Source organism: Pseudidiomarina marina (assembly GCF_003987045.1).
GTDB classification, from domain to species: domain Bacteria; phylum Pseudomonadota; class Gammaproteobacteria; order Enterobacterales; family Alteromonadaceae; genus Pseudidiomarina; species Pseudidiomarina marina.
Genome location: NZ_PIPZ01000001.1, coordinates 506,895 through 530,805 on the forward strand (window position 1 = coordinate 506,895; position 23,911 = coordinate 530,805).

Sequence of the window (23,911 nt, forward strand, 5' to 3'; positions counted from 1 at the left end):
CATGCGAACAGGCAGCAACGCTAATTTCTGGTTTCATGGATAATGAATTGACGCAACAGCAGCAGCAACAATTGCATCATCACCTAGCCGAGTGTGCGGGGTGTCAGAGCGAATTAAAAGAGTTACAAGGTATGCGAGAGCAACTGCGCAATGCGATACCGAAATTTGATGATGGGCAACTTCTGGCGAAATTCGACAAGGATAAGCCGAGTCGATGGGTGTTCATCGCGGGATGGGTTCTTGTATTAACCACGTTGTCGTTGCTCGCGATATATGGAATTTTTAGCTATTGGTCGGATGAATCGATACCGATGGCACTCAAACTCGTCACTAGCAGTTTAGGGCTTGGGTTTTTACTCTTGTTTGGAGCGGTGGCACGCCAACGATGGATTGCCGCTAAGAATGATCGGTACAAGAAGGTACAATTATGAAACACGTGCGAGTTGTGAGTAGTGACCATATTGCTGGGTTTAAAATTACCGAGCATCTGGGTTTAGTACGCGGGAATACCATTCGAGCGCGTCATCTTGGTCGAGATATTTTGGCTGCTTTTAGAAATATTGTCGGTGGTGAAATTCATGATTACACCAAACTACTTGGCGAGAGCCGCGAACAGGCTTTAGATAGAATGGTCGATGAAGCTCGAACACTAGGCGCCGACGCAGTGATTGATGTGCGTTTCAGTACTTCAATGCTTGCGCATGGTGCAGCAGAATTATTAGCCTATGGTACTGCGGTTAAGTTAACTCAAGCGAAATCATAAAGTTAAAAATACAGACCAAAATTTACACTGGCTTTACCGTAAATTTACGGTGCAAATAGCAAGTTTTGCTTAGACTCAATGCTGCATTGAGGGCAAAATTGCCATTTTCTTATTTGATTGTAAATTAGGTGGAAATAGCCATGCGCAAATTATTGTTGCTCCTTATCTTCGGCGGCGTTGCGTTTCAGTACTATAACCGCGACCAGCAAATTGATATGACCCCAAACGTGAACTTAAACGATTGGGCGGTGAAATTAACGCAGTTATCTTCCAATAATAAAAAAGATTCAGAAAAGTTGGTTTGCCCGAATGGTCATTATGTAAGTGTGAATTACGACTTATCTGAAGCAACATGCCGTCAACGTACGCAATTATAAATCTTCGTTAGAAATACCCGAATCAAGCGTTGTAAATCGACTGCTTCTCAGGTTAAATGAAGGCTATTGAAAATAATAATTACAATGCAGTTTAGCTAAGTAGACAGCGGTTCAATGCTTAAAATATTCTCTCGTTTTCGCTCAGTATGGATGGCGGAACTCGTTCGCCGCCATGAATTACAAAATGGCTTTCAACGCGCCGATGCCATCGAACAACAAGCTCGCCAGTTGCCAACAATGGAACAGCGCGTATTCAAACGTGCTGAGTTATTAGCAGCTCGGCTTGGACTCGTTCATCAACTCCGCGTTTGGGATCATTTTCGGCGCCTCATTGCTATTCTTCTCAGTGTTTTCGCCATTATGGGTGCCATTGCGATTGTTCGCGGCACTTTAAGCGTTACGCAACCGATATCGTTAAGTTATGCCTTGATGATGCTACTTGGCTTACACATCATCTTGTTTGTTCTATGGTGCTTCTCGCTCATTATCAAAGATAGTTTTGGTTGGGTTGGGCGAATTTCATTGTGGGGGTTAGAGCATATCGGCCAACGCCAGTATAACCAACAATTCAATAATACCTTACTCACCATCGCCAATCAGTACGGTTTGACTAAACCGGCAGGTGCCGCGCTAACGCACGGTTATTGGACATTATTTATGCTGGCAGTATGGTTTGTATTATTCTTCCACTTGAGCACTAGCGCGTACGCTTTTACTTGGGCAACGACCATTTGGCCAGCCGAAACACTACAGAGCTGGGTGAGTGTTATTGGTTTAATTCCCAGTTTATTTGGTGTTGAGGCACCTTCGGTTGCAGCACTTTGGGATCAGCCTCGTGAAAGCGCGCAGCTTGAAGCCGGACGTTGGTTACTTAGCTGCGTTATCATTTACGGTGTTGCTTGGCGATTGATATTTTTGATTGGTTCTATCAGCGTCTTAATTTCGCGAATTCGCAAAATGACGATTGATTTGACGCTACCTGGCTACGCGCCAATTATTCGCAAGTTAACGGTATCAGCGGCAACCGAATTAGTTGATGCTGATAGTGATGTTTCAGGAATTGATACAGCACAGTGGCGGACGCCGAAGCCTGGTCACGGCGAACTCGTAATAAGCCTCGATCATGAGGCCGATTCGACTTGGTTGAAACAGCATCAACAAGAAAACTGGTATGCCGGAGTGATTGCCCGAAGTGACGACAAACAACGGTTGCTAGCTCGCTTGGATGAGCATCCAGTAGGTCACTTAACCGTGCGTTTAAATGCCCAGTTAACCCCCGACAGAGCTGCAATGCGCTTTTTGACGCTGCTTCAGCAATATTGTTTAAACGTTGAAGCCACTTTAGTGATTCCTGAGAACACCGATGAAAAACGTATTATTCATTGGCAAGAGTGCTTAACTGAGGAGGGCGTGAAATGGAAGCAGTAAACGCACTCATGTTGGCTGTTGTTGGCCATACCAACACAGGTAAGACATCCTTAATGCGAACATTGTTGCATGACAGCCAGTTCGGTGAGGTCGACTCGCGACCAAGCACAACACGTGAAGTCACTAGCATTGATGTTGACGCCGATGGCCAAATACTACTTCGGTTATTCGATACGCCAGGGTTAGAGGCCGGGTCTGACTTATATGAACATTTGGTAAAAAGCGAATCGAGTTTTCGTCACGATGGACCAGCGCAGGTGCGTCACTTTTTGAACACGATGGCGGCGGCTCATGAGTTTGAACAAGAATCAAAGGTACTGCGTCAATTATTAAAATGTCACGCGGCCTTGTACGTTATCGACGTGCGTGATCCGGTGTTACCCAAGTATCAGGACGAGTTAAGCGTTCTTGCGCGCTGTGGCAAACCGATATTACCAATTCTCAATTTCACTGCAAAAAAACCAAATAATGTAAATGAATGGAAGTTAGCTCTCACCAAAGTTAACTTGCATGCGCATATTGAGTTCGATGCAGTGAGTCCACCGGAAGGTGGCGAAGCCATTTTATTCAACCGGCTAAGCGCGATAGTACCTGGGTTCCAGCACCAATTAGAGCAATTGGCTGAGTATCGCACTCAACAACGTGCACATCGTCTAAACACGGGTTTAACTCAAATAGCCGAATTACTGGTTGATGTCGCAGCATTTCATGAGCACGTTAAAGCGGATGTTGACGATGCCCAACTGAAACCAATTGTTGAGCAGATGCAAAACTTGGTAAAACGACGCGAGCGTAATTGTGTGACAGAAATGCTTGCGCTATATGCGTTTCGTTTAGAACATGTTCGCTTGCAGCAGTTGCGCCTCACTGACGGTACTTGGAAAGATGACCTATTTGAGTTAGAAACACTCAAGGAATTTGGCATAAAGACCAGTGTCGGGGTCGGTAGCGGTGCGGCGATTGGTGCCGGTATTGATTTAATGGTTGGTGGTATGAGCTTAGGCGCCGGTACCGCGGTTGGTGCCGCAATTGGTGGTATTTGGCAAGGTTGGAATCACTACGGGAAGAAATTGCTTGGCCACTTTAAGGGTGAGCGTGAACTCATTGTTGATGATGAGATTTTAAAGTTACTAACATTGCGGCAATTAAATTTGCTACAACAATTGGCGACCCGAGGACATGGTTCGCAGGATTTATTATTAGTGACGCAATCGTCAAAATTACGAGAACAGTTTTTGCGAGCCTTGTCGGGGAGGTTGAAATTAGCGCGCCGACATCCTCAATGGTCGAGCTTAAATCAGCGTAGTTTTGTGCGAGATGCGCAACGTCAGGAATGTGTGCGCGACGTAACTGAGCTCTGCCGCGGTTTCTGGAGTCATGCGAATTAGCCGTTATGGGTAGCTGATTACCTACACTTAGCTGCATAAAGTTCCGACAAACTTAGCTATACTGTCATTAAATAAAGGATGTTACGCAGTCATTCAAAAACCAGCTTAAGGATATGCGGTGGGTCAAACTGCTACGGACATTTCAGGAAAATATCGTACGCTGATACGCAGAGTCGTGTGGGGTATTTTGCTGACTGGCATTGTTGCAAGTTTGGCGACACTACTTCCTCTTTCGTTTTACATTTCTCAGTCGCAAGAACGCACCGGCTTAGCTTATGCATCAGCTCAAGCAATGTCGGTGCAAAAGCAACTTCAGCATTACCAATCAATTGCGAAACAGTTTGCCAGTCGTACCCAAATTAGGAAGGCTTTGATTGCCTACTCTGCTGGCGAGTTAGATATCGCCCAACTGGTGCAAGAAACTCGCGATCGCATTACCGATGCTGCCGCCTTTATCCCGAATCTAGTTGCCGGCGTGAGAGTGACTAACAGCGGAGAAATTGTGGCCCAATACGATGGCCCCGCAAGTTCATTACTCGATGCAAAATTGAATCTCGATTGGCAACAATTAAGACCGTACGGCATGCATTATGTGACGGTTGATGATGACCTCTTTATTTCAGCAGCAGCACCTATCGTTGACGAAGACAAACGCACCATTGGTATCGATATTCTACTTTTTGGGCCAACCGAAATTCTTGATATTGTGCGAGAGCTAAATACCTTCGGGCAGAGCACAAACTTCCGTCTTGTTAACTCCCGCGAGCGTTTATATATCGAGTTTGATCAAGTTTCCAATCAACTGAAACAACGTGAATTTGGTTCTAACGAGTCATTTTATATTGCGGCGTACGGTAATGTTCCGTTTGTCTATCGCGATACCTCGAAAGAAGCCCCGCGACTACATTACTTTATTCCTTTCAGCGATTCGGCGTGGGGGCTGGTGGTGATTCATGCTGAAACTTCAGTTTTTGGTGCGTTAGTTACCGAGTTTGCATCAGTCGCTCTGGTTATACTTATTGCGGTAACTATCGGAGCTTGGTGGCTGCACAAATATTCGCAACCAATCATTCGGGCGCAACTGGCGCAACATCGACAACTTCGTGAATCGAATCGCAAGTTAAAACTAGCAAATACGGTGTTTGAAAAAGCGCAAGAAGCCATTGTGATTACTGATAACTCGTTAATCATATTGCGAGCTAATAAGGCCTTTGTGCAGTTGTTTAATATTGAAGTTGATAAGATAAAAAACACCTGTTTATTGGCGTTTATCGATGACGGTCGTATGACCAATGAGATTCAACGACAAGTGCGGCGCCATATTCAGAAAAATGATAGCTGGCAAGGGGAGGTCTGGTATAAAAAGCCAGGCGGTCAGTCGTTTCCTGCGTTGCAAACCATCACCCCCGTTCGCAATAATGATGGCCGGGCGCTTCAGTTGATTCATATTTTTAACGATATTTCGGCAGAAAAACACGCCCAAGAGCGTCTTCAGCAGTTGGCTTTGACTGACACGCTCACTCATTTACCCAATCGTTTTGCGGTGTTACAACATCTCGATGATGCTATTAAGCGAACCAATCTATCGAAACAATCCTGCGCGTTGCTGTTTTTTGATTTAGACTTCTTTAAACCTGTGAATGACACACACGGTCACGATGTTGGTGACGCATTGTTACAGGCAATAGGTCCGCGTGTTCGCGAGTGTTTGCGTTCGTCGGATATTGTTGGACGTTTAGGTGGTGATGAATTCGTTATTTTAATCGAGAACATACAACAGCGAAGCGATATCGAGAAAATTGCTGGTGAAGTCATTGTGGCGTTACAAAAGCCATTTCGTATCGGTACGTTGACTTTACAGATTGGCGCCTCGATGGGTGTTGCGTTGTACCCCGACCATGCGGATACGCCGAAGCAGTTACTGAAAATTGCTGATGCCGCCATGTATAAAGCAAAAGAGGGGGGACGTAACCAATTTTGCTTCGCGGAGTAGAGAAAATTAATTGGTCGGCGTGACTGGATTTGAACCAGCGACCCCTGACACCCCATGACAGTGCGCTACCAAGCTGCGCTACACGCCGACCGAGTTGGCTATATTACCGATAACCATCAAATAGGCAAGTAGCCAGCGCACCAACTGATGCTTTATTAGTCAACCACGGTAGATTGTTGCTCTTGACTGAAGCGTTTTAGTCTACGAATACCGTCAACCAAAACTGGGGTTGCGGGCGATACACCAGGTAATAGCTTCTGTTCTTGATTATCAAACGTACGAATACTTGCGTCGGCTTGGATTATCGATGTCATTTCTTCATCATAAACGACGAGATCGTGACCGAAACTAGTCATGACGGGGAGTCGTCGTTGCTCCGCCGACAAATCGATACCAATCGAATACGCATCAGCTTCATCAACGCAATTAATGTAGCGCGCCAAAATAGTCGGCATGATATCGGTAAGCAATACCAAAGGCTGCGGCTTCAAAGAAATGCCGACGGTGTACAATAACGGTACTTGCATGGCAGTTATTGACAGCGCTTCTTTACCCGCGGGTTGTTGCGGTTGAATACCTACGACAACAACTTGCGTTTGCTGATCGATTTGTCGACGCAATATGCGTTTCATCTCGGTTGTCATGGTGTCAGCAGTAGCGAGGCCGATAAAGGCCGAAGGTTCTGGTAAATTAAACGCGGTAAATTCGTTGAGTGCACCTGGAAGCGACGATGTTTGCAATTGGTTTTGCAGTGCCACCTCGACACGGTAGTCGCGTAATGTTGAAAAATAGACCGGTTGCTTATTGGCGTGCTCTATTGGTGCCTGATAAAGATCGGGCAGGGCGTACATAAGTTCAAACAGGCCGCTGGTGCTATTGCGATGACCGAGTACAGGACTTTCATATTGTGTCAATTCTGGGAATTCGTGCAGCAATGCTGTCACTGTCGTTGTATCAAGTTGATTCAACGCAATCACGAGCGTATTCGGAGCTTCGGGCACGCGCGCGCATTGCAGGGCGCGGCTTGGATAAGCCAGGTTAACTGCGGTGCCTTGACGAATGAGGTTTTCAGTTGCTTCAAGACGCTGTTCAACCAATAACCCGTGTTTGCTCATCAAGGTTTTGGCTGTGGTTGGATAACTTAACGGAAACATGTCGTCTTGCTTGGTAATCGGGGTGTAGAACACCGCATCAGCCCAGATGTGAATGCTATGACTGGCTAAAAAGCACAAGACGAAAACTGCACTAAATGCGTTACCCCAGTGTTTTTGTTGTAGTTGGTCAAGTCGTTTCCACGCAATATTGGCTAGGCCTAGCTCGAAAATTAACAGAACGACGAAGATGAGTAGCATACCCAATAAAATCAAAAAACTAGCCCCGGCGAATGCCGTTTCTGCATCGGTAGCCAATTGGGATAATGAATACGTGTTTAAATGATAGCCGTATTGACGGTAAAACAGCGCGTCTGCAACGAGTGCGATGAGGCCAAATGAGGCCACTAACGTTGCGATACCGCGGAGTATTCGGGTATATGGAATAAGTAGGCAAAAAGGAAAAATGAGAATAATAAATACAATGAACGGCAAAAAGGCAAAATGCCCAAGCCAATTCATGATGAGATAAAGTACACCCAGCGCGCTACCAGGTGCTTCCGTTGCCTCGATGTAGAGTGTGCCTATCGCTAATACAAGTAAGATATTGAAAAACGTAAACCAGTGGCCCCAGCTAATTAATCGAGCAATTTTGTCGCGACGTTGTTTACGTTGTTTCATGCGGTGACTGAACCTTTATGCTTGTTTTTCCATCGATTGTAGCAGTACTTTGCCAAATTGTTCAGCAACCTTGTACGCATCTTCTGATTTATAGCTGGCATTAATGATATTTGAAACGGCATTGCCGAGCGTCATCAAGGCTAAATCGGTTGGTGCTTTGTGTTGATTCAAGACATCAATCACAGCATCAAGTAGTTGTTGTTGGGTTTTTACATCGTATTTCGAAACAATCGGCATGGTTTTAAATCTCAACATGTTAAACTAGCACACATAGTATCACAGGGAATCACAGAGGACACCGAGATAACATGCAAGCTGATGTGAAACATAGCATTATCCATCAATTCTATACCAATGACGGGCAGATTGGTCTGCGGGTGGCACCGACAACACTGGCAATTAATGACGAAGTTGGTCTGTTGTTGAGTGAGTTAACTGAAGTCTATAACGCGAAACCAAGCAAAGGTTATGCGCGCTTTATTGACCCCGTCAACGATGATGCCGAAGAACATCAAATAAGTGAGTTTCCTGATAAATTGAAAGCTTGGCGGAAGGGTGAAGACGAATTTGTTGGCTTTTCGCAGCAGGCGGCAAAGATTCTTCATCAACAACTGCAGCACTATGGCATTTTAGAAGATGGTTTTTTGGTAATCGCAAGCTACACCGAGCTGGGCCAGGATTATTTAGTCGTCGCATTCCTGCCGAGTAAAGATGGTGTTTCCATTGCCCCGGATTTGTCAGTGGATCGTTCATCACAGCTTGATATTAATAAGGTTCAATTAGCAGCCACGATTAACCTGACTGAGTGGCAAGAAGAGCCAGAATCAGCGACGTATATCTCATTTATTAAAGGCCGGGTTGGGCGCAAAGTCTCTGATTTCTTCCTAGATTTTTTAGGATGTGCGGAAGGTTTAAACGCGAAAAAGCAATCACAACAGTTAGTTGAAAGCCTGCACGACTATGTGAAAGCTTCTGAGATTCCTACCGAACAGGCCAATACATTGCGTAAATCGGTGTATGATATCTGTGACAATTCATGGAAAAGTAACGAACCGGTGCGCGTCAAAGACTTATCGGAGCAGTTACAACAGGCTGTACCAGCGGAGCGAAGTTTTGCAGATTTCACCGCTGAGCAAGCACAACCGTTACCAGAAGAAATTCGAGCAGATAGAAGTACACTGCGTAAACTGGTGAAGTTTCAAGGACAAGGTGGTGGCTTGAGTGTTGGCTTTGACCAAGAGTTACTTGGTGCTCGAGTAGAATATGATGCGCATTCGGATAAATTAACGATTCACGGCACGCCACCGAATTTGCGTGACCAATTACGCCGTTATTTTGGCATTGATAGTTAAACTCGAGCAGGACAGAACGAAAAACGCCGACCTAAAAGTCGGCGTTTTAAATGGTGCGTGCGGCGTGTTATTTACTTACCTTGCACCGGAATAATGTTGGTTGCATGAAGACCTTTTGGACCTTCCTCGAGTTGAAACTCAACATCTTGTCCAGCTTTCAGCGTGCGATAGCCTTCCATATCAATCGTTGAGTAATGCGCAAAAATATCGCCTTCGCGATCTTCTGCCTCGATAAAGCCAAAACCCTTGGAATTATTGAACCATTTCACTTTACCGGTTGCCATACTTCTACTTCCTTTATTCTGCATTTAAAATTTAGTTATTGTTAGAATGGTTGCTAACCAACCGACATGTTCGAAACACTTGAAATGTCGCTTTGTTAACACCATGTTTTACTCTAGGTGAGTTCTGGTGATAGTCAAGCCGTTTTTTGATTGTTTTGTGAACAAATTGAGTCGGAAGGTGGGTATTTTTCACCGAACTTACAAATTTTTAAGCCATTTGCGCAAATAGCTACTATATATAAAGAAAGGGTCATCCATGGGTATGGCAGATCATCACCAACAAGGCAGCGAACGCGTTGCAGAAAAGCAAAAGTTACAGCCGCCACCGATGTATAAGGTGATATTAAATAATGACGACTACACCCCGATGGATTTTGTCGTTGAAGTATTGATTAAGTTTTTTCGAATGGATCAAGAGCGGGCAACCGATACGATGTTGACCATTCATTATAAAGGACGTGCCATTTGTGGCGTCTATTCTGCAGAAATTGCGGAAACCAAAGTAGTACAAGTGAACCAGTATGCCCGTGAGCACCAACATCCGTTGTTGTGCTCAATGGAAAAAGCCTGAGGCTTGCAAGCTGTACACTGAGCCTTTTAAGGAGTAGCTCATGTTAAATAAAGCGCTAGAAATTACATTAAATGATGCGTTTCGGTTAGCCCGAGACCACCGTCACGAGTTAATGACGGTAGAGCATCTCCTATTAGCGTTGCTGGATAATCCAGAAGCTGCGCAAGCTTTGCGTGCATGTGGGCTAGAGTTCACTCAGTTAAAGCAAGAATTATTGAGCTACGTTGACCGCAGTACACCGAGTTTCGATGATGAGAGTGCTGACACGGATACGCAACCGACGCTGGGTTTTCAGCGTGTATTGCAACGTGCCGTATTCCACGTTCAATCTTCAGGTAACAGCGAAGTAACCGGCGCTAATGTGTTGGTGGCGATTTTCGGTGAACAAGAATCCCATGCGGTGTATTTATTAAATAAACACGATATTACACGGCTTGATGTGGTTCATTATTTATCGCACGGGATGACGAAAATTGATGATGAATCATCGCAAACCGATAGTAGCGATGCCGAGACAATTGAAGCACAAGCCGAAGAACAGCAGAGCTTTCTGAAACGTTTCTGTACGAATTTAAATGCGCGCGCTCGCGAGGGTAAAATTGATCCATTAATCGGCCGCGATTTTGAGTTGGAGCGTTGCATTCAGGTACTCTGTCGTCGCCGCAAGAACAACCCGCTATTGGTAGGCGAAGCTGGGGTAGGTAAAACTGCAATTGCGGAAGGTTTAGCACATCGAATTGTGACGGATGATGTGCCAGAGGTAATGCATAACGCCGTCATTTATTCGTTAGATATGGGCGGTTTATTAGCGGGCACGAAGTATCGAGGCGACTTTGAGAAGCGCTTTAAACAATTATTAAAAGAGCTTGCCGAACAACCTGATGCTATTTTATTTATTGATGAAATTCACACGATTATCGGTGCGGGTGCCGCCAGCGGTGGGGTATTAGATGCTTCTAACCTACTGAAACCGCTGTTGAGTAGCGGTGAACTTAAATGCATTGGTTCGACCACATACACTGAATATAAAAATATTTTTGAGAAAGATCGCGCGTTGGTGCGCCGTTTTCAAAAGATTGATGTCGCAGAGCCTTCGGTTGACGATACCACGCGAATTCTACAGGGGTTAAAAGAACGCTATGAGGAACATCATGGCATTCGATATACCCAGCCAGCAATTCGGGCAGCAGCGGAGCTATCGGCGCGCTACATCAACGAGCGTCATTTGCCAGACAAAGCGATTGATGTACTGGATGAAGCCGGCGCCAGTCAGCGATTATTGCCGCCATCGAAACGCAAAAAAACCATTGGTGTGCAAGATATTGAAAGTATTATTGCAAAAATTGCCCGTATTCCAGAACAATCGGTATCGCGCAGCGATCAGCAGATTTTGAAAAATCTCGACCGTAATTTGAAACTCGTGGTGTTTGGACAAGATCAAGCCATTGATCAACTGACGGCTGCAATTCGGTTATCGCGTTCAGGATTAGGGCAAGAACATAAGCCAATCGGCTCGTTTCTATTTGCTGGCCCTACCGGGGTTGGCAAAACTGAAATAACCCAGCAGCTAGCAAAGGTATTGGGTATCGAATTTGTTCGGTTTGATATGTCGGAATACATGGAACGCCATGCCGTGAGCCGTTTGATTGGTGCACCGCCAGGCTACGTGGGTTTTGAACAGGGTGGTTTATTAACCGATGCGGTGATCAAACATCCGCATTGCGTGTTGCTGTTAGATGAAATCGAGAAAGCACATAGCGACATTTATAATATTCTGTTGCAAGTAATGGATCACGGAACATTGACCGATAATAACGGCCGCAAAGCTGATTTTAGAAATGTGATTGTGGTGATGACAACCAACGCTGGCGTGCAAGAAACAGTGCGTCAGTCAATTGGTTTTCAACAGCAAGATCATGCGCCTGATGCAATGGTTGAGATTAATCGGACATTCTCACCGGAATTTCGTAATCGCTTAGACGGCATCGTCTGGTTCAATCACTTGAATCAAGAAGTGATAGAGCAGGTGGTTGATAAGTTTATTTGCGAGCTTCAAGCGCAGTTGGATAAGAAACATGTGTCGCTTGAACTTGAGCCGGCCGCGATTCGCTGGTTAGCCGAAAAAGGTTACGATAAAGCGATGGGGGCACGACCAATGGCGCGAGTGATTCAAGAGCATCTAAAAAAACCATTAGCGAACGAAATTTTGTTTGGAAAACTCGCTCATGGTGGTGCGGTTACCGTGTCCGTTGCGAAAGGTCAGTTAGAACTTAAAATTGAAGAGCGGGAGGCGCGCGGTTCAACCACTGATTGAACCGCGAGTGGCCTGAATTAACGGGCGCGGAAGACGATACGGCCTTTGGTTAGGTCGTAAGGAGTAAGCTGCACCGTGACAGTGTCACCGGTTAAAATGCGAATGTAGTGCTTGCGCATTTTGCCAGAAATATGAGCGGTCACCACGTGGCCGTTCTCTAGCTCAACACGAAACATTGTATTCGGCAGGGTTTCTAATACCGTGCCTTGCATTTCAATACTGTCTTCTTTTGCCATTCAAGTCCTCGATAAATTTTCTAATGATGCGATGAAGTCGCAAATTTTATTAAATTGCTAACGTAATAAGGCTTACGCCGCGAAAAGTGGCAGAATTTTAGCCGTTTTTAATGACAATTGCCACTGCTTATCTTGATTGTTCAAGCTTTTAGACGGGTCGGTGTCCAGAAATTTGTACGCAATGTACTCTTTTGTGTGCGTAATTTACGCAAATAATGCTGCCGCGAAATATCTTGGGCGCCAAGGCTTGTCGTGTGCTCATTGCGAATTTGGGCGTCAATCAATTGACCGCCGGCGGCGAAGAACTCGTGAGCGAAAACGAGCAGCGCCGTTTTGCTGGCGTTGGTTTGAGTGTGAAACATACTCTCAGCGCAAAAGATATTACCAACACTCATACCATATAGCCCGCCAACTAACTGACTTTCGTGCCATACTTCCACCGAATGAGCGTGGCCCAATTGATGCAGCCTAGTATAGGCTAATTGCATTTCGGGGTGTATCCAAACGCCTCGGTTTGCGCGTTCGTGAACATTCGCGCAGGCTTGTATGACTTCGTTGAAGGCGTAGTTCAACGTTACTTGGAATGACGTTCGTTTTAAAAAACGTTGCATAGAACGGCTTACATGAAGACTTTCGGCGGTAAAAACCGTGCGTGGGTCAGGACTCCACCATAAAATCGGGTCTTCCGCGCTATACCAAGGGAAGATACCGTGTTTATAGGCTTCAATAAGACGTTCTGGTGACAAATCGCCACCGAATGCGAGTAGGCCATCGGGGTCGCGTAAAGCGAACTCTGGCGATGGAAACCAGACCGAATTGGTCGTAAGTTCAAACAACACCAGAGTTCTCTCTTTTCCCTAGGCGGTTAACCAAGGCCCTAAGCTTTGGTTAATCCATCAAGGTAGCGTTCGGCATCGAGGGCAGCCATACAGCCGGTACCTGCCGAGGTAATTGCCTGACGATAGATATGATCCATCACGTCGCCGGCAGCAAATACGCCAGGAACGCTGGTTGCTGTTGCATTACCGTGCAATCCTGATTTCACCACAATGTAACCATCGTGCATCTCAAGTTGATCGGCAAAAATACCCGTGTTCGGCTGGTGGCCAATGGCAATAAAGCAACCCATCACGTCGAGTTCAGACAGTGCGCCATCTTGTGTATCTTTAATACGTACACCGGTTACGCCAGCATCGTCACCTAACACTTCGTCCAAAGTTTTATTGAGATGCAAGGTGACGTTGCCATTAGAGGCTTTGTCCATTAGTCGGTCGACTAAGATCTTTTCAGCACGGAAGGTATCACGGCGATGAATCACGTGAACTTCACTGGCAATGTTGGCTAAGTATAGTGCTTCTTCAACGGCTGTATTACCACCGCCAACGACAGCTACTTTTTGATTGCGATAGAAGAAACCATCACAGGTTGCGCAGGCAGAAACACCGCGACCCATAAATGCTTCTTCAGAGTCTAATCCAAGATATTTCGCAGAAGCACCGGTTGCAATAATCACGGCATCGGCTGTGTATTCGCCTGAATCACCAAACAATTTTAATGGTTTGCTTGAAAAATCAACGCGATTGATATGATCAAAAATCATTTCTGTATTAAATTTTTCGGCGTGTTGTTGCATACGAACCATCAGATCAGGGCCAGTAAGACCTTCTGGATCGCCCGGCCAGTTTTCGACATCCGTTGTGGTGGTCAACTGACCGCCTTGCTGCATACCGGTGACTAATACAGGATTTAAGTTTGCGCGTGCCGCATAGACAGCTGCGGTGTAACCCGCTGGGCCTGAACCGAGGATCAGCAGGCGGCAATGTTTGGCTTCAGCCATAAGTTTGGTACTCCGTTGTTCTTTATTTTTTGGCTAGATACTTGACACTATGGGGGTGATTGTAGGGATTACAAGCCCTTGAAACAAGAGACCCGCGGTGGAAATCCACGGCGGGTCTTGTCAAGCTATCGCTCCGGCACAAAAGCCAAGAACGGTTTACGCTTTGATAGCTTCCGCAGGGTCTTGATAATCAAGGCCAAGCTGTGCACCTAAATCGTCGTGAACTGCTTTGTAAGTGATTTTACCTTTATGCATGTTCAAGCCATTTAATAAATGCGGGTCGTCTGCCATCGCCTTCAAACCTTTGTTCGCTAACGCCAAGCCAAATGGCAAGGTGGCGTTGTTCAGTGCGATAGTTGAAGTACGCGCAACACCACCTGGCATGTTCGCTACACAGTAGTGAATAACATCTTCAACAACGTAGGTTGGGTCTTGGTGTGTGGTTGCTTTTGATGTTTCAAAACAGCCACCTTGGTCAATTGCGACGTCAACAACAACAGAACCAGGTTTCATGTTCTGTAGGTGTTCGCGAGTTAATAATTTCGGTGCTGCAGCGCCAGGAATTAGAACCGCACCGATGACTAAATCAGCTTCACGAGAGAACACATCAATAGCATCAACAGTTGAATAGATAGTTTTCACGCGACCACCGAAGATATCGTCTAACTGACGTAAGCGCGGCAACGAACGGTCGAGAATGGTGACATCTGCGCCCATACCAACAGCCATTTTCGCTGCCTGAGTACCAACCACGCCACCACCGATGACGAGTACCTTCGCAGGCGCTACACCTGGGACGCCACCCAATAAGGTGCCGCTACCGCCATTCGCTTTCTCTAAATGGTGAGCACCGGCTTGAATCGACATACGGCCAGCCACTTCACTCATTGGTGCTAATAACGGCAAACCGCCGTTGCGATCGGTTACTGTTTCGTAGGCAATAGCGGTTACACCAGCTTTTGCTAACAATTCAGTTTGCACTGGGTCTGGCGCAAGGTGCAGGTAAGTATAAAGAATTTGGCCTTCACGCAATTGTTCACACTCGTGTGGCTGTGGCTCTTTTACCTTGATGATCATTTCTGCTTTAGCAAAAATCTCTTTGGCGTCGGCAACAATTGTCGCACCAGCTTGCTCGTAATCTTCGTTGGTGAAACCAATTGCTAAACCGCCGTTTTGCTCAACCATCACTTGATGACCATGGGCAACATATTCGCGAACTGCCGCAGGGGTTAATCCAATACGATACTCGTGGTTTTTAATCTCTTTAGGTACACCAATTAGCATGGTTGTGCGTCTCCGATAATGACTTGTCGTTAAGTTTGTTACATAGCTTTATGATAGCTACTTATTTCGGCGGCAATTATAGATGATTAGGTAGGTGTGTTTCGTACTTTTTTTATGTCGATTTATAGGCTATAAATAGGTATGGAATATATAAAATAGAGAAAAACAATGTTTAATGCCGAAGATCCAGTGGAAATAACTATCGATAGAATTGATCGGAAGATTTTGCGTATTCTGCAAGACGATGGGCGCATCAGCAACGTTAATCTTGCTCAGCGCGTTGGTCTTAGTCCTACCGCCTGTAACGAGCGTGTACGCAAGCTTGAACGGGAAGGGGTGATTGATAGTTATCATGCCCGTATCAATCCCGCTAAACTCGGCGCAAACTTAATGGTGTTTGTAGAAATAACACTGACACGAACATCGTCCGATGCCTTCGCTGAATTTAGTGAAGCCGTGCGCAAAACACCTGAAATTCTCGAGTGTCACCTTGTAGCCGGCGATTTTGATTTTTTGATTAAAGCGCGCGTGCCAGACATGCCGGCGTATCGTAAGCTGTTGGGCGAAACCATCTTAACCATGCCTGGCGTGAATGAATCACGTACTTATGTGGTGATGGAAGAAGTAAAAGACGATAATAAAGTGCTCATTAAAGGTTAAGAAAAGGCAGGATAAATAGCTGAATAACGTGGTCAAGCAAGTTACAATAGCTTCAATAAGAAATTCAGAATAATAAGAATATGAAGCTCAGAACAAAAGGACGACAGAACCCTATGGTAAGTCAATCAGTGAGCTGGAGTGGTATATGAGCGGTGTACAACGCGTTTTAGAAGTTGGGCTCTTACTCTGCGGCGCTTTTGCTATCTTTCTATTTCTAGCATTAGCGAGCTTTAATCCAGCAGACCCCAGTTGGTCACAAACAAGCTATGAAGGGAATATTCATAATGCTGCCGGCGCTATTGGCGCATGGTTCGCTGACGCTTTGCTGTTTGCGTTTGGCTTTGTCGCGTATTTAATTCCATTTGGTTTGGCCTCACTGGGCTATATGATGTTTCGCCAGCCGCACAAATTGCTCGAGCTTGATTATTTAGCCGTTGGTTTGCGGTTAATTGGCTTGGTTCTTACCTTAGTAGGCGCATCAGCGCTGGCTGCTCTTAATTTCAGTGATATTTATTCATTTTCAGCCGGTGGAGTAGTTGGTGATGTGATCAGTTCGTCACTATTGCCATACTTTAATCTTATTGGCACCACGCTGTTGTTATTAACCTTTTTATGCACCGGTTTAACTTTAGTTACAGGTATTTCGTGGATTTGGTTAGCGGATAAGTTGGGTGAAGTAACCATCACCGGAACGGTCGGTTTAGTTGGATTAGTAAAGAAACTCGTAAACAAAGCACAAAGTTACGAGCGTCCTGTGAAAGCTGACAAACCGAAATCTCCCGAGAAATTATCGCCGAGTCAGAAAACACTGCCGGCAACAACAATTCGGCAAGAGCCTGAGCTTGATTTAGATTTGACGTTGTCGGCGCTTGATGATGACGAACCATTTCCTGGCGAACAAATAACCGATGATTTCAAATCAGCCAAAGAGGCACCGAATAAGTCTGACGATGCTCGCTTTAAACCAAAGCCTAAGCAGCCGCCAGCTACTGAGAATGCAGGAACCGATGACGACGATAACGAAGCCCCCGTTTTAAGCGTCGATCCGTTGCCATCGATTGAATTACTTGATCGGCCGAATAAGACGGGTAATCCGTTAACACCGGACGAATTACAACAGATTAGCCAAACCGTTGAGGCGGTATTGCAAGACTTTGGCGTCGAAGTAAAGGTTGCTAACGTGCAACCTGGCCCGGTAATCACTCGCTTTGAACTTGATTTGGCACCCGGTGTTAAGGTTTCAAAAATTTCAAACCTTGATAAAGATATCGCACGTTCGCTAAGTGCCATTTCGGTGCGCGTAGTGGAAGTGATTCCTGGTAAATCATATGTTGGCTTGGAATTGCCGAATAAATCTCGTGAAACGGTATTTTTTAGTGAAGTCATTGCCTGTGATGCATTCCAGCAAAGTCAATCGCCATTAACCATGGTGCTTGGTAAAGGTATTTCCGGTGCGCCCGTGGTAGTCGATCTCGCTAAGATGCCGCATCTTTTGGTCGCAGGTACCACTGGCTCGGGTAAATCAGTGGGTGTTAACGTTATGATTCTCAGCTTGCTATATAAGAGCTCGCCAGAGGATGTGCGTTTAATCATGATTGACCCGAAAATGCTTGAACTGTCGGTATATGAGGGCATTCCACACCTGCTCACGGAAGTAGTGACTGACATGAAAGATGCGGCGAATGCGTTACGTTGGTGTGTTGGCGAAATGGAACGACGTTATAAATTAATGTCGGCTCTTGGGGTGCGTAACCTGAAGGGGTATAACCATAAGGTTCAAGAAGCGAAAGACGCGGGTGAACCGTTACGTGACCCGATATGGAAACCGGGTGATTCGATGGATGAATTGCCTCCATACTTGGAGAAGTTGCCAAGCATTGTCGTGGTGATTGACGAATTTGCCGACATGATGATGATTGTCGGTAAAAAAGTTGAAGAGCTTATCGCACGTATCGCACAAAAGGCTCGTGCCGCAGGAATTCATTTAATTTTGGCTACGCAGCGGCCGTCTGTTGACGTTATCACAGGTTTGATCAAGGCCAATATTCCAACGCGGATTGCGTTCCAAGTTCAGTCCAAAATTGATTCGCGTACTATTCTTGATCAGCCTGGTGCAGATCAGCTGTTGGGGCAGGGTGATATGCTTTATCTGCCACCTGGAAGCGGTGTACCTACGCGGGTGCACGGTGCATTTGTGGATGATCATGAAGTTCACGCCGTTGTTGCCGACTGGAAAAAGCGTGGTAAGCCAAACTATCTGGATGAAATACTCAACGGCAGTTTAGATGAAGACAATTTGTTGCCAGGTGAGCAACTTGATCTTGGCGACGAGGAAAGTGACCCACTTTACGACGAAGCCGTTGCATTTGTTACTGAAACGCGTCGTGTTTCGGTATCGAGTGTGCAGCGTAAATTCAGAATTGGTTACAATCGCGCCGCTCGAATTGTGGAACAAATGGAAGCAAGTGGTGTCGTTAGTAGTGCTGGAAATAATGGCCAACGCGAAGTTCTCGCCCCGCGCCCACCGCGCGATTAATTTGAAGTGGTAACGGAATAAATTATGAACGTATTAAAGAAAGTTTCGACGGTTTTTGTAGGCACTATTGTAAGCACTATGATGAGCGCAACGCTGGTGCTTCCTGCGATGGCTTCAGACGCTGACCGCCAAGCGTTATTGACGCGGCTTGATGGCTTAACAACCCTAGAAGCAGATTTCTCGCAAGAAGTTACCGATATGAACGGTGAGCTAGTTCAGCAGCTATATGGTCATATGGCGCTTGCCCGACCTAATTTATTACATTGGCAAACCGATGCACCAGATGAAACCTTGATGGTAGCTGATGGCCAAAATCTTTGGTACTACAATCCATTTGTTGAGCAGGTAACGGTGTATGCGCAAGCCGAAGCCGTGGCACAGAGTCCGTTATTGTTGTTGTTAGATGGTGATAGTCAAGCTTGGGCAGACTATGAAGTTAAAGCCGAAGCGAATAGCTTTGCATTGCAGCCATTGCCAAGCGCCGATAGCACACAGAGTTTGCAACTCGTGTTCAGTGAAAAAGGCGAGCAAGCCAAACTGCAACGAATTATTCTAGACGACGGACAAGGTCAAATTAGTACCATCGAGCTTGAAAACGTTCAGCTCAACCGTGCTTTAAATCGTGATTTATTTAAATTTGAGGTGCCGGAAGGAATTGACGTGGATGACCAACGTTAACGGTCGGTTAAATTTAGAGCCGGATTTCAGGCCGCTAGCCGCACGAATGCGGCCGCGGCGGCTTGATGAGTATATTGGGCAGTCGCATCTTTTAGCCCCTGGTAAGCCGCTTTATGAAGCGATCAACCGGGGGCTTTTGCATTCCATGATTCTGTGGGGGCCTCCGGGCACCGGGAAGACAACCTTAGCAGAGATGGTAACGCACAGCGCTGATGCAACGCTTGATAGAATTAGTGCGGTGACAGCTGGCGTGAAAGACATTCGTGCGGCTATTGATACAGCAAAACAACGCGCCCAATCACAACAGCGGCGCACCGTGTTATTTGTAGATGAAGTGCATCGTTTTAACAAAAGCCAACAAGATGCGTTTTTGCCACATATTGAAGATGGCACCATTATTTTTGTTGGCGCAACCACTGAGAATCCGGCTTTCGAGCTCAACAATGCTTTGTTATCGCGTACCCGCGTGTACCGATTAAAACATCTTGATGATGCTGATATAGAGCAAGTGATTCGCCAAGCGCTTGATGATACCGAACGTGGCCTTGGAGCGCGCCATTTAGTGCTGGCGGAAAATGCGCTCAAGTATTTAATTTATGCTGCCGCTGGTGATGCGCGTCGAGCGCTTAATTTTCTTGAGATTTGTGCTGATGCTGCGGTCGATAAGCAGATCGATTTAAACCTTGTTCAAGAAGCTGTCGGCAGTCGCCAAGCGGTATTCGACAAACAAGGTGATGCCTACTACGAGCTGCTCTCAGCACTACATAAATCAGTACGCGGATCGTCTCCAGACGGCGCGTTATATTGGTATGCACGTATTCTACAAGGTGGTGGCGACCCCTTAATAGTGGCACGACGCATTTTAGCTATAGCCTCCGAGGATATCGGCAATGCCGATCCGCGCGCCATGCAACTCGCGCTGAATGCGTGGGATACCTTTAACCGCGTAGGGCCAGTTGAAGGCGAACGAGCGATTGCGCAGGCCTTAATTTTTTGTGCGATGGCACCGAAAAGTAATGCGGTTTATAGCGCGTTTAATCAGGCGAAAAAGCTTGCTGAGCAGTATCCTGATTTACCGGTACCGAAACACCTGACGAATGCCCCAACGTTACTTCATAAAGCCGAAGGTTATGGCGTCGATTATCGCTATGCGCATGATTATCCGCACGCTTTTGTTGCGGGTGAACGCTATTTACCGAGTGCAATAGCGGCCGTTACCTTGTATCAGCCGAATGACCGCGGGCTTGAAAAGCAATTGCAAGAGAAGCTTAATTGGATGAAGCAGCAACATCAAAACAGTATTTGGCAGCGGGGCGACGATGATTAACTTGATGTGGGTAGCCATAGGTGGAGCAATCGGTGCCATGGCGCGCTACGGTATGGGATTGTGGTTAATTAATCTCAGCAAATTATTTCCTTTCGCCACACTAATCGTTAACATAACAGGCTCATTTTTACTGGCGCTGTTATTCGCCTGGCAAGTACAACAAGAAGGAGCGAACCAACAGCTTTGGTTGTTGCTCGGTGTTGGCGTTCTAGGTGCCTTTACAACATTTTCGACATTTTCACTCGATGTGGTACTTATGGCACAGCAGGGTGAATGGTTGAAAGCCCTTGTTTACGCACTTTTAAATACTTTTGGATGCATTGCTGCAGTGCTCTTTGCGCTGTGGTTAAAGTCATAACTTTTGATTTGGGAAACACATGTTAGACGCTAAGTTATTTCGTAGTGAACTCACAGAAACTGCAGAACGTCTTAAAACGACTCGCGGTTTTGAATTAGATGTCGCACGCCTTGATGCGCTGGAGAATAAGCGTAAAGACTTGCAAGTTCGTACAGAAACACTTCAGGCAGAGCGTAATTCCCGATCAAAAGCGATTGGTCAGGCAAAAGCAAAAGGTGAGGATATTGCGCCATTGTTGGCCGCAGTGGATGATCTCGGTGAGCAATTGGAAGCAGCCAAACAAGAACTCACAGATGTTCAAAACGAATTACAGACCATTATCGCTGGTGTGCCAAACTTACCAGACGCCGAAGTACCATTAGGCGCCGATGAAGAAGACAACGTAGAAGTTAGTCGTTGGGGCGAGCCACGCCAGTTCAGTTTTGAACCGAAAGATCACGTCGATGTTGCCATCGCGTTGAACAACGGAATGGATTTTGATGCTGGTTCAAAGCTTGCTGGTGCACGTTTTGTCGTGCTGCGTGGCCACATTGCACGTCTACATCGGGCGTTAACCCAATTTATGCTGGATTTACACACTGCTGAGCACGGCTATCAAGAAACTTATGTACCGTACTTAGTGAACCATGACACGTTATTTGGCACCGGGCAGTTACCAAAATTTGGTGAAGACTTGTTCCATGTGCAAGGTGCAACTGAAAATCAGGTACCGTTGTCATTAATTCCAACAGCCGAAGTACCATTAACAAATCTATGGCGTGATGAGATTGCCGACGAAAGCCAGTTGCCAATACAGTATGCTGCCCATACGCCATGCTTCCGTAGCGAAGCAGGTTCACACGGTCGTGATACCCGTGGACTTATTCGTCAGCATCAATTTGATAAAGTTGAATTGGTGTGGCTGGTGAAGCCAGAGGATTCAATGGATGCTCTAGAAAAGCTAACAGGGCATGCGGAGCGTGTTTTACAATTGCTGGAGTTGCCATATCGGAAAGTATTATTGTGTACAGGCGATATGGGCTTTGGGGCAGCAAAAACCTACGATTTAGAGGTTTGGTTGCCAACGCAAGGTAAGTACCGTGAAATTAGCTCGTGCTCAAACATGTGGGATTTCCAAGCTCGCCGTATGCAAGCGCGATTCCGCCGTAAAGGTGCGAAGAAACCAGAATTAATGCATACATTAAACGGTTCAGGTTTGGCGGTAGGCCGTACCTTAGTGGCCTTACTTGAAAACTTCCAGCAAGCGGACGGTTCCGTTGCGATTCCAGCGGCGCTTCAGCCGTATATGGGGGGAATGACGCAAATCAATGCGTCATAAATAATCTAAATGCACTTGGCGGGCTTAGGTAAGCCCGCTATGCGCGTCGCTTGCTTCGCTGGACCCTTAGGAAATAATTTGTACAAATACATACTATTTGCTTTGTCTGGTCCCAAACTTTGTCCAATGGCTTTAACCAGCACCCGCATCGCTGGGCTAGTATCGTAAGTTTGATAAAATTCCCGCACGAAATGAACAACTTCCCAATGCGCATCGGTTAGCTCAATATTTTCCAGCGTCGCAATGTATTCAGCAAGCTCTGGCGACCACTCATCAAAGTGCGCTAAATACTCGTGCTTGTCAGTCTCGTATTGGCGTCCGTTCAATTCAAACATGCTTTTACTCTAATGAATAATTTATCAGTGAAAGAAATTAGCTTTGCGGATTATCCCACACCATGTACGTTGATGCGTCTAAAGAAAGCTCCACCCAGCGCGCATCACCAAGCTGTATGATAGAAGCCGGTAGTTCATCAACGCCTAATAGTTTTAGTTCGCTGTGCAGTGCGTAGGGCGTTATCGATAGTCGTTCAATTAGCGATGGATCATTGATTACATCGATAAGCGCTTGTTCACTCAATATTAGCGTTGCGTTCGGGCTTAACCACTGTGCTAGCCATTTCTCGCTTGGCCAATGACGTACCACGAGCACCGCTGATTTTGGATGGTCTAATGCAGCTGTATCAATCATGGTTGGCCTTTAGTAGGTAAGCACTTTGGTTAAATCTGCAAGTCGCTGCTGCCACGCGTCATCGTCGAGAATTTCAACTTCAGCAATAAAATCATCGGCATCATAACCTACCGCATCAAGCTCTCGCTGATTTATCCAAGGAGCAGGGCAGTCGAATAACTCCAGCATGGCATAACGCTTTTGCAGCGAGCGATTATTGCGTATTTCATCATGGTTGTTTAACCATAACTCAATGCCGCCGCCGGTGAGAATTAATTGTGGATTGAGATCCATACTCGCCAATGCGAGTAGCATATCTTGACCGTGCCAGGCGACGTTGTGCTTTGCATTTTGGGTTTGAATAACGGCAATACTCACAAGATAACCTTTAAAATTGAATCACGTGATCGGCAGCAGCTGCCGCCATTGAAAATTCAGTTAAGCCACCGTTCTGAAACGGTGAAACCAAATCTTCTGTCGTCATTTGGTGGTCAACTTCGGCTACTGTATTACAAATAACGAGCGGCACATTATGCTGACTTGCTAATTGTTGCCACTGTGAAACAGCTTGATGTGCTGCACCAGAATTTTGGCGCTTAGCGGCATGCAAAACAGCGTCACTGTAGAAAAAAACCATATCAATCTGGTGCCCAGAAACAAGCGCAGCCTGCGCGTATTGGTACGCTAACAGGCTGCGATGTTGGGCTGGGGTGTCAGCAGCAGGCGCTGCGTGTAAAGCAATGACAATCCGTGCCACGAGTTTTCC

General features: G+C 46.1%; 26 protein-coding genes and 1 tRNA gene. 15 read left to right on the top strand and 12 right to left on the bottom strand.

Translation table 11 applies throughout. The annotated features are described in order from the left end of the window. Positions 1 to 35 precede the first annotated feature (35 nt). From CWI76_RS02390 to CWI76_RS02415, 6 genes are all read left to right on the top strand, one after another. Positions 36 to 431 carry a zf-HC2 domain-containing protein gene (locus CWI76_RS02390; protein WP_420849468.1) on the top strand — a complete coding sequence of 132 codons (396 nt, stop codon included), beginning with the start codon at positions 36 to 38 and terminating at the stop codon, positions 429 to 431. After that, entirely contained in the window at positions 428 to 763 is a 336-nt protein-coding gene (locus CWI76_RS02395; protein WP_126758769.1) for a YbjQ family protein, read from the top strand. Before CWI76_RS02390 ends, CWI76_RS02395 begins: the two co-directional genes overlap by 4 nt. 140 nt (positions 764 to 903) lie before the next feature. Then, entirely contained in the window at positions 904 to 1,140 is a 237-nt protein-coding gene (locus tag CWI76_RS02400) for a hypothetical protein (protein WP_126758770.1), read from the top strand. A 114-nt stretch (positions 1,141 to 1,254) separates the two neighbouring features. Next, positions 1,255 to 2,568: a DUF2868 domain-containing protein gene (locus CWI76_RS02405; RefSeq protein ID WP_126758771.1), complete on the top strand. Its 1,314-nt coding sequence runs from the start codon at positions 1,255 to 1,257 to the stop codon at positions 2,566 to 2,568. Then, positions 2,556 to 3,956: a DUF3482 domain-containing protein gene (locus tag CWI76_RS02410; protein WP_126758772.1), complete on the top strand. Its 1,401-nt coding sequence runs from the start codon at positions 2,556 to 2,558 to the stop codon at positions 3,954 to 3,956. The genes CWI76_RS02405 and CWI76_RS02410 overlap by 13 nt, the downstream gene beginning before the upstream one ends. A 118-nt stretch (positions 3,957 to 4,074) precedes the next feature. Continuing rightward, a complete protein-coding gene (locus CWI76_RS02415) occupies positions 4,075 to 5,949 on the top strand; it encodes a diguanylate cyclase domain-containing protein (protein WP_126758773.1) in 1,875 nt (624 codons plus the stop codon). A gap of 11 nt (positions 5,950 to 5,960) precedes the next feature. Here CWI76_RS02415 and CWI76_RS02420 read toward each other — a convergent pair. From CWI76_RS02420 to CWI76_RS02430, 3 genes are all read right to left on the bottom strand, one after another. Beyond that, positions 5,961 to 6,037, bottom strand: a tRNA-Pro gene (locus CWI76_RS02420). Between the two features lie 67 nt (positions 6,038 to 6,104). Beyond that, positions 6,105 to 7,721, bottom strand: a complete 1,617-nt coding sequence (locus tag CWI76_RS02425; RefSeq protein WP_126758774.1) for a DUF3413 domain-containing protein — start codon at positions 7,719 to 7,721, stop codon at positions 6,105 to 6,107. 15 nt (positions 7,722 to 7,736) lie between these two features. Beyond that, positions 7,737 to 7,958: a YejL family protein gene (locus tag CWI76_RS02430; protein WP_092854893.1), complete on the bottom strand. Its 222-nt coding sequence runs from the start codon at positions 7,956 to 7,958 to the stop codon at positions 7,737 to 7,739. 71 nt (positions 7,959 to 8,029) lie between these two features. Between CWI76_RS02430 and yejK the strand changes: the two genes are divergently transcribed. Then, complete coding sequence (yejK, locus tag CWI76_RS02435; RefSeq protein WP_126758775.1) at positions 8,030 to 9,073, top strand: nucleoid-associated protein YejK; 1,044 nt, start codon at positions 8,030 to 8,032, stop codon at positions 9,071 to 9,073. A gap of 71 nt (positions 9,074 to 9,144) precedes the next feature. On the opposite strand, the gene cspD is transcribed toward yejK, so the two are convergent. Continuing rightward, positions 9,145 to 9,357: a cold shock domain-containing protein CspD gene (cspD, locus tag CWI76_RS02440; protein WP_126758776.1), complete on the bottom strand. Its 213-nt coding sequence runs from the start codon at positions 9,355 to 9,357 to the stop codon at positions 9,145 to 9,147. 262 nt (positions 9,358 to 9,619) lie between these two features. Here cspD and clpS point away from each other — a divergent pair, with 262 nt between their 5' ends. Continuing rightward, positions 9,620 to 9,928 (top strand): ATP-dependent Clp protease adapter ClpS, encoded by a 309-nt coding sequence (clpS, locus tag CWI76_RS02445; RefSeq protein WP_126759360.1) that lies wholly within the window; start codon positions 9,620 to 9,622, stop codon positions 9,926 to 9,928. Positions 9,929 to 9,968: 40 nt separating this feature from the next. Continuing rightward, on the top strand, positions 9,969 to 12,242 hold the full coding sequence (gene clpA / locus CWI76_RS02450) for an ATP-dependent Clp protease ATP-binding subunit ClpA (protein WP_126758777.1): 2,274 nt from the start codon (positions 9,969 to 9,971) through the stop codon (positions 12,240 to 12,242). Positions 12,243 to 12,259: 17 nt separating this feature from the next. Here the strand turns inward: clpA and infA are convergent, their stop codons facing one another. The 4 genes from infA to ald form a co-directional block, all read right to left on the bottom strand. Beyond that, on the bottom strand, positions 12,260 to 12,478 hold the full coding sequence (gene infA, locus CWI76_RS02455; protein ID WP_054487875.1) for a translation initiation factor IF-1: 219 nt from the start codon (positions 12,476 to 12,478) through the stop codon (positions 12,260 to 12,262). Between the two features lie 140 nt (positions 12,479 to 12,618). Continuing rightward, entirely contained in the window at positions 12,619 to 13,317 is a 699-nt protein-coding gene (gene aat / locus CWI76_RS02460; protein WP_241967935.1) for a leucyl/phenylalanyl-tRNA--protein transferase, read from the bottom strand. 38 nt (positions 13,318 to 13,355) lie between these two features. Next, the gene (trxB, locus tag CWI76_RS02465) at positions 13,356 to 14,315 is read right to left on the bottom strand and encodes a thioredoxin-disulfide reductase (protein WP_126758779.1); all 960 of its coding nucleotides are present in this window, start codon (positions 14,313 to 14,315) and stop codon (positions 13,356 to 13,358) included. Positions 14,316 to 14,471: 156 nt separating this feature from the next. Continuing rightward, on the bottom strand, positions 14,472 to 15,599 hold the full coding sequence (gene ald, locus CWI76_RS02470) for an alanine dehydrogenase (RefSeq protein ID WP_126758780.1): 1,128 nt from the start codon (positions 15,597 to 15,599) through the stop codon (positions 14,472 to 14,474). 168 nt (positions 15,600 to 15,767) lie between these two features. Between ald and lrp the strand changes: the two genes are divergently transcribed. From lrp to serS, 6 genes are all read left to right on the top strand, one after another. Then, positions 15,768 to 16,259: a leucine-responsive transcriptional regulator Lrp gene (gene lrp, locus CWI76_RS02475; RefSeq protein ID WP_126758781.1), complete on the top strand. Its 492-nt coding sequence runs from the start codon at positions 15,768 to 15,770 to the stop codon at positions 16,257 to 16,259. Positions 16,260 to 16,404: 145 nt separating this feature from the next. Continuing rightward, a complete protein-coding gene (locus tag CWI76_RS02480; RefSeq protein WP_126758782.1) occupies positions 16,405 to 18,795 on the top strand; it encodes a DNA translocase FtsK in 2,391 nt (796 codons plus the stop codon). Positions 18,796 to 18,819: 24 nt separating this feature from the next. Further along, a complete protein-coding gene (lolA, locus tag CWI76_RS02485) occupies positions 18,820 to 19,473 on the top strand; it encodes an outer membrane lipoprotein periplasmic chaperone LolA (protein ID WP_126758783.1) in 654 nt (217 codons plus the stop codon). Continuing rightward, complete coding sequence (locus CWI76_RS02490) at positions 19,460 to 20,800, top strand: replication-associated recombination protein A (RefSeq protein WP_126758784.1); 1,341 nt, start codon at positions 19,460 to 19,462, stop codon at positions 20,798 to 20,800. Before lolA ends, CWI76_RS02490 begins: the two co-directional genes overlap by 14 nt. Next, positions 20,793 to 21,158 (top strand): fluoride efflux transporter CrcB, encoded by a 366-nt coding sequence (gene crcB / locus CWI76_RS02495; protein WP_126758785.1) that lies wholly within the window; start codon positions 20,793 to 20,795, stop codon positions 21,156 to 21,158. The genes CWI76_RS02490 and crcB overlap by 8 nt, the downstream gene beginning before the upstream one ends. 19 nt (positions 21,159 to 21,177) lie before the next feature. Beyond that, the gene (serS, locus tag CWI76_RS02500) at positions 21,178 to 22,476 is read left to right on the top strand and encodes a serine--tRNA ligase (RefSeq protein ID WP_126758786.1); all 1,299 of its coding nucleotides are present in this window, start codon (positions 21,178 to 21,180) and stop codon (positions 22,474 to 22,476) included. A 5-nt stretch (positions 22,477 to 22,481) separates the two neighbouring features. On the opposite strand, the gene CWI76_RS02505 is transcribed toward serS, so the two are convergent. The 4 genes from CWI76_RS02505 to CWI76_RS02520 are packed head-to-tail and all read right to left on the bottom strand — an operon-like array spanning position 22,482 to position 23,902. Further along, the gene (locus CWI76_RS02505) at positions 22,482 to 22,811 is read right to left on the bottom strand and encodes a TusE/DsrC/DsvC family sulfur relay protein (protein ID WP_126758787.1); all 330 of its coding nucleotides are present in this window, start codon (positions 22,809 to 22,811) and stop codon (positions 22,482 to 22,484) included. Positions 22,812 to 22,848: 37 nt separating this feature from the next. Beyond that, complete coding sequence (locus CWI76_RS02510) at positions 22,849 to 23,166, bottom strand: hypothetical protein (protein ID WP_126758788.1); 318 nt, start codon at positions 23,164 to 23,166, stop codon at positions 22,849 to 22,851. Positions 23,167 to 23,175: 9 nt separating this feature from the next. Continuing rightward, positions 23,176 to 23,523 (bottom strand): DsrE family protein, encoded by a 348-nt coding sequence (locus CWI76_RS02515; protein ID WP_126758789.1) that lies wholly within the window; start codon positions 23,521 to 23,523, stop codon positions 23,176 to 23,178. A gap of 10 nt (positions 23,524 to 23,533) precedes the next feature. After that, positions 23,534 to 23,902, bottom strand: a complete 369-nt coding sequence (locus CWI76_RS02520) for a DsrE/DsrF/TusD sulfur relay family protein (protein ID WP_126758790.1) — start codon at positions 23,900 to 23,902, stop codon at positions 23,534 to 23,536. Positions 23,903 to 23,911: the final 9 nt, after the last annotated feature.